The organism is Mucilaginibacter sp. (assembly GCF_036383575.1).
GTDB lineage: Bacteria > Bacteroidota > Bacteroidia > Sphingobacteriales > Sphingobacteriaceae > Mucilaginibacter.
Window position 1 is genome coordinate 1 of sequence record NZ_DASVOB010000118.1, and the last position, 6,879, is coordinate 6,879.

4 protein-coding genes are annotated in these 6,879 nt (G+C 41.8%); 3 read left to right on the forward strand and 1 reads right to left on the reverse strand.

The genetic code is table 11. The features are described from left to right. Positions 1 to 217 precede the first annotated feature (217 nt). From VF500_RS04465 to VF500_RS04475, 3 genes are all read left to right on the forward strand, one after another. Positions 218 to 3,649: a SusC/RagA family TonB-linked outer membrane protein gene (locus VF500_RS04465; RefSeq protein WP_330858527.1), complete on the forward strand. Its 3,432-nt coding sequence runs from the start codon at positions 218 to 220 to the stop codon at positions 3,647 to 3,649. A 21-nt stretch (positions 3,650 to 3,670) separates the two neighbouring features. Beyond that, the gene (locus tag VF500_RS04470; RefSeq protein WP_330858528.1) at positions 3,671 to 5,146 is read left to right on the forward strand and encodes a SusD/RagB family nutrient-binding outer membrane lipoprotein; all 1,476 of its coding nucleotides are present in this window, start codon (positions 3,671 to 3,673) and stop codon (positions 5,144 to 5,146) included. Positions 5,147 to 5,389: 243 nt separating this feature from the next. Beyond that, the gene (locus tag VF500_RS04475; RefSeq protein ID WP_330858529.1) at positions 5,390 to 6,094 is read left to right on the forward strand and encodes a hypothetical protein; all 705 of its coding nucleotides are present in this window, start codon (positions 5,390 to 5,392) and stop codon (positions 6,092 to 6,094) included. 160 nt (positions 6,095 to 6,254) lie between these two features. On the opposite strand, the gene VF500_RS04480 is transcribed toward VF500_RS04475, so the two are convergent. Continuing rightward, positions 6,255 to 6,659 (reverse strand): hypothetical protein, encoded by a 405-nt coding sequence (locus tag VF500_RS04480; protein ID WP_330858530.1) that lies wholly within the window; start codon positions 6,657 to 6,659, stop codon positions 6,255 to 6,257. Positions 6,660 to 6,879 lie beyond the last annotated feature (220 nt).

The window sequence follows — 6,879 nt, forward strand, 5'->3', positions numbered from 1 at the left end:
CCTTAGGCGCCCCCCGCAAACAAGGTTATTTTAAATAACCGCACCCCGACTGGCATCAGGGTACGGTAAATATTTGAGTTAACCCTTCCGGTAAACCGGAAAAACAAGCTTAGTGTCCCTAACCATGTATTAACCCAAACTCTCCAAAAGTATGAAATTAAATGCTTTTTTAATGGCCATTCATAAACCATGGCTGCCAAAAAAAATCTTATTGGTTATGAAATTGACTACCCTATTTATGGTCATAGCCTTTATGCAATGCAGCGCGAGCGTGTTTAGTCAAAAGATTAACCTCGATGCTACAAACGTACCTTTAAAACAGGTGCTAAAGGAAATCAATAAACAGAATGGATATCTGTTTTTTTACGACACCAAAGATGTGCGTAATAAAAACATTACTGTAAAAGTGAAAGATGCTTCTGTTGACGAAGCCTTAAACGCTTGCTTAAAAAACCTGCCCTTAACTTACAAAATTGTAAACAACACCGTTTTTTTGCAGGAGAAAGACAATACTGCAATAAGCGCCGTATCGCTTAACGTTAAAGGCAAAGTAGTTGATGAAAAAGGAGGGCCTTTACCCGGTGCTACCATCAAACTCAAGGGCACTACGCTGGGCGTAACCGCCGATGCAAATGGGGCCTTTAGCATCAATGTGCCCGACGATAAAAGTATTTTAATTATAAGTTTTGTTGGCTTCACACCTAAAGAAGTTACGGTTGGCAACAGTACTTTTTTAACAGTTAGCCTAAGTGAATCAGGCAAATTAAGCGAAGTTGTAGTAACAGCTTTGGGCATTAAAAAAGCTGAAAAACAACTGGGTTACTCCATAAGCCAGGTTGGCGGCGAAGAAGTATCCCTAACCCGCGAACCCACTTTTATAAACGCGTTAGAAGGCAAGGTGGCAGGTTTAGTGGTACAAAGCCCGCCAAACGGCCCGGGCGGTTCATCGAGGGTTATCTTACGGGGAAACTCTTCATTTTCAGGGTCAAACCAACCTTTATATGTTGTTGATGGCGTACCTATCAATAGCAGCACCCGTGAGAACAGCGACGATGGCGGCAAAGTTTACGGAGGATCTGACCCGGGCGATGGTTTATCATCTATCAATCCGGATGATATCGAAACCATCAGCGTTTTAAAAGGCGCGTCGGCAGCCGCTCTCTATGGCGGTGGCGCACAAGCCGGTGTTATTTTGATCACTACAAAAAAAGGCAAAAAAGGCCAGGGCCTTGGTATAAGCTTCAACAGCAACACCGTGTTGGAAAAAATGGTACCTTATGATCATTTGCAAACCGAGTATGGCCGTGGCTACCTGGGCCGCCCATATACACCTGCCGATTATAGCGACCCGATATTTTATGGACAGCTTGCGGACAACTCCGGCGACGCCCCGGGATGGTCATGGGGTGGTAAACTGGATGGCAGGCCATTTTTAGATATCGATGGAAAAACAAAACCCTACGTATCTCAATCAGCAGCTAAAAACTTCGACCGCTTTTTTAAAACCGGTGTAACCACTACCAATAGCTTAGCCTTTACCAAGGGTACCGACAACGGCTCATACAGGGTTTCGCTATCGCAAACACAAGATAACCTGCCTACCCCTGGCGAGAAGTACGAAAGGTATAACGCCGTAATACGTGCCACTCAGGATTATGGCAGCAGGTTACATACCGATTTCAAGATAGACCTTTCAAGAACCTTACGTAAAAACGCGCCGCTTTTACGTGGCGACGGTCGCGGCTCATTTGGCCTGGCATATCCGCGTATCGCCAGCTCAACAGATATCACTTTGCTGGATGATAAAACCCCGGATGGCAAATACCTGTCAACTTATAACGCCAATCCTTACGTGCAAATAGAGCAGGTAACCAATAACCAAACTCAAAACCGCATCCTGTCATCGGGCAATATTACTTATGATATTACCAGCCACTTACATGCTAATTTAATTGCCGGTTACGATTATATAAACACGCCCGCCTTATTTGTGGTACGCCCGAATAACGTAATTAATACTAACGGTGTTTACCGCACTACTACTATTGAGCAGCAAAAGTCTGACGTTAGGGCAATGTTATCATATGATCATAAATTTTCAGATCTTACGGTGAATGCCTTTGCAGGTGCTGAATTGCAAAATTCACAACAATATTCACTGGATCTGTATGCTGAAGGACTGGCCGACCCTAACCTGTTAAACTTTAGCAATGCAAGCAATGTGCATCCGCCAACAGAGTCGCACACGCCAAGGTATAAAACTAATTCTGTTTTTGCCGATGTGCAATTTGGATACAAAGATTACCTTTTCCTGGAGATAACCGGCCGTAACGATTGGTATTCAGCCTTGTCATCTACCCGCCCTAATTTTAAACCAAACCTGTTTTACCCATCGGCCAACTTAAGCTTTGTATTTACCGACGCGTTAAAATTAGATCAATCTGTATTATCATTTGGTAAAATAAGAGCATCCATAGGGCAAACAGGCAGTAATCCCACACCACAGCTAACAGACCTTACCTTTACCCTTAAGCCACCTGTAAATGGCATTACCAATGCCGAAATTACCGGCGCAACCGTACCGCCGCCAAGTTTAAAACCCGAAACTACAACAGAAACAGAACTTGGTACCGAACTTAAATTTTTCCAAAACAGGATATCGTTTGATTTTGCTTACTACTACAAAAAGTCTGATAACTTTTTACTGCAATCAACAATCAGTAACGCAACCACCTACAATTCATTGTACTTTAACGCGGGTTCAATGTATAACCGTGGGATAGAGTTAGCCATTAGCGGCAGCCCTGTAAAAACCCAAAGCTTTACCTGGAACGTTGGTTTTAATGCTGCCAAAAACAAAAACATGGTAACCGCGCTTGATCCTACGATCGGGGCTAACGGTATCTCGCATTATTATAACATTAAATCAAAAGTAGGTTATCCGCTGGGCTCTATCTTCGGCAGTACATTTTTGAAAAATGCCCAGGGCCAGGATGTATATATACCGGTAAACTCAAGGTCTGGCACATCTGATGCCACTCAACCAAATGACGCTGTTATTAAAGATGTTAATAATAATGAAAGCTATCTCGGGTCACCAAATCCAAATTGGGCCGGCGGTATAACCAATACATTCAACTACAAAAACTTCTCTTTCAGCTTCCTTATCGACGGTCAATTTGGCGGCCAGATTTATGAAGCTGGTGCCCGTTGGACCAACTATTTTGGTAACTCCCAAGCCTCGCTGCTCGGCCGCGACGGTACTTATATACCTAACGGCGTTATCAATACAGGTACGGCATCGGCACCCGTTTATGTAAAAAACACGTTGCCATTTAGCCCTTATATTCAATATAATGATGGTGGCAATGCCGATAAAAGCGCCGATGAAGCCCATGTGTTTAGCCGTACGTTTATCAAGTTCAGGCAAATTTCACTCGGGTATTCGCTACCGCAAAGCCTGTTAAACAGCAGCCATATCCGCTCGGTTACCCTTTCACTTATTGCCCGTAACCTTTTCTATATTAAGAAAGACCTGCCAACTTTTGATCCTGAAGCGTCAGATAGTATTGCCCAGGGTTATGGCTATGACAGCGGCGCGCTGCCAACAAGCCGCACTTTTGGCTTTAATTTAAATGTTACCTTTTAATCATACAGAAAGGAGAAAATCATGAAAAATTCAATAAACAGCATATTATTATTCTTTGTTATTGCAACGGCGCTTTCGGGTTGTACAAAAAACTTTGCAAAGTACAACTTAAACCCCGATGGCATAACTTCTATTGATCCGGGAGCCTTGCTTTCTGACGCCGAGGTTAATACATCAAACGTAGATATGTTTCCGCGTACAGCTTATTGCCATGCTTTTATGCAATATGGCTATGCAAATGATTGGCCAGGTAATGCTTATGTTGCAACTGATGACGTATCACAACGTTACTGGAACAACTTTTACCGGCCGGCGCTAAATGACCTTGAATACATTGTGCCTGTATTAAAAGCCCGTACCGATTTGCAGTCAACTTACGCTGCCGCGAGGATATGGAGGGTATTTATTTATCAAAAATTAACTGATTATTACGGCGATATTCCTTACAGCCAGGCAGGCAAAGCTTTAAGCGATAAAGTATTTACACCCGTATATGATCCGCAGCAACAGATCTACACTGATTTTGTAAAAGAACTCCGGGAATCTATCATACTTTTAACAAACAACTCAAATCAAAAAGTAAGCGGCGACCAGTTTTATGGCGGCAATGCCGCGCAATGGAAAAAGCTGGCTTCATCCATGCTGCTAAGAATAGGTATGCGTTTAATTAAGGTTGACCCTACCCAGGCATCAACTTTGGCCAAAGAAGCTATTGCCGATGGCGTAATGAGTAGCAATGCCGATATGCCTGTTTTATTACACAATGCCGCCGCGCCAAACGGTTTTAACTTTACATTGAATGACGGCCAAAATGATTTCTTCCTTCATAAAACCCTGATAACAGAAATGAAGGTAGCAGGCGATCCGCGTTTATTTGTATATGGTGGCGTTTACAATACTTTCATTGCTAATGGTGGCACAAAAGCTACCCCGGTTGATACTACTCAATTTAATGGCTACAGCTTCAAAGCAAGCGACCCGGCGCCAAATACCCGGGTTAATTATGATGCTTTTGGCCAAAAAGACACCCCATTTTTTGATTTTGCTTATGCCGAGGTTGAGTTTTTAACAGCAGAAGCTATTGTGCGCGGCTACATTACTGGTAGTGCCAACGATCATTACCAAGCGGGTATCACGGCGCACATGCAGTCGCTATCAAAATTATCGGGCAATCCGGTTATTACCGGAACTCAGATAAGTGCATACCTGGCAAAAAACCCGTTACCGGCAACATCAGAAGCACAGATAGCCAAAATAAACACCGAATTTTGGGTAGCTGGTTTTGTTTTTGATGCCGATGAGGTTTGGGCCAACTGGAGGCGCACCGGATACCCGGTGTTAACACCAACCCCTGGTACAAGCGGTGTTATCCCGCGTAAAATACCTTATCCGCAATCAGAGTTTAATTTAAACAATGCCAACGTAACCGCAGCGGTAGCCCATTACGGCGGCACCAATAACTTTAATGCTCAAGCCCGCGTTTGGTGGGATAAATAATTCAGACTTAATTTGGTTAATAAAAGGGTCGCTTCCGGTTTTTACCGGGGCGGCCTTTGTTTTGGTAGCTGGGGTTAATTGACCGATGGGATAATAACCGGAATTGACACTTTTCTACAATTCAAAAAGTATCCGGAGGGTTGCCTGTCCTATCCCCCTTTTAATCAATCATTCACCACTGCTAATACTTAACAGCCCTTTCATACTTATACATAACTTAATATCTTCGACACTAATGTTACGTTGAAGCAAGCGGGGAAACTATTTCCACAAGTTATTGCTAATTTAATTCCGCAAATAATAATTATAAAATTGAAAAATTTCCCGTTCGATACTGTCTCACTTGATGCCGACGAGATACAAGCACTTGAAGATACTTACAAAGAGCTCAAAAGAAAATTTAGTATTGGCTTACCGAATGAATCAGAACAGCACATCAACAAATTTGAAATATTTAATAACATTCCGGGTGCAAAATTAGGAGGTACTTTACTCATCAACTATCCTTCGGCAAATTGTTACCTGAACTTTGTTAAATTTAGCTATCAAAATAGCATGGGCGGTCGTGGTGGTAAGGGGGGCCAGGTTACCCAGTATGATAAATACCAGGTATGGGCATTTGCAGATTTAAAATCAGACTTTGGAAGAGTATTAATCAGAAGAGAAACATTTACTGATAGGGTATTAGAAATATTTCATCCTGTTGAGCTTAAATTTAATGATGACAGAATCTTCAGCAGTCATTTTTATGTTGTTGCTAACGATAATGAAAAAGCTAAAGCGGCCATGACTTCAGCTTTTAGGAATATTCTTGTTGAAATGATGTATAAAGATTTCGTAGTAGAGATCATTAACACAGTCATAGTTATACGCACAATTCAACCAGTCACTCCTGATCATACGGTTCACTTAGCTGAGTTTGTAAATAAACTCTCACAGCTTACTTAGCACAAATGAATAAAATTTAACTGCCTGTTTTGTTAAGGAGGGGCAAGATAATTGGTTCCCCCAACTGGCATTAAGTATATCGGACGAAGCAGGGAGAACGTGCTATTGGCCTTAATAAACAAGGCAGAGGAAGCGGGGCATAATTACATGAAACACCCTATCATCTTGTCAACTCATGATCATTATAATCTATTGTAATACCTTCTGGAAATATTTCTTCTGCATCATGATAAATATATTTCTCTGTCAGTTTAGATATCAACTCGCTGGTTACATCTACCCCACCCCCATTTTTCGAATTGATCTTGATCATATCTATGGTATAAATAGGTCCCCAGGGTAATCCCCACCAACCGAAAATCAATGAAAGCGTATTATAACGGCGTTTAAATTTTGATTGGGATTCACCTGGCCTGATAAAATAAGGCGAAGATATCAGCCTGAAAGTTAGTGCAATTATAGAGATACAATAACCGTAAATCACCAGCTTCCCTCCGGCATCTAAGTCTCTGTAAAATTCGTTCAATGTAATTCCGTTTGTGTTTTTAATGGTATAGGTTTTCATCAGCAATAAAAGATAAAACTAATATATGGCTTCCTACCCAATTTGCTATGCAGGCTATAATATTACTTTAATATGTTCGACGGCAACCCATATTTTTTCAAAACAATAAGCAATTATAAATCAAGGCGCGTTTACCTTTGCCAGTATTAAAAAAAACCTCTACTTTTGTGCGCTTAAAGACATTTACTTATAGTACTAATGCCTGAACAACATCCACCGG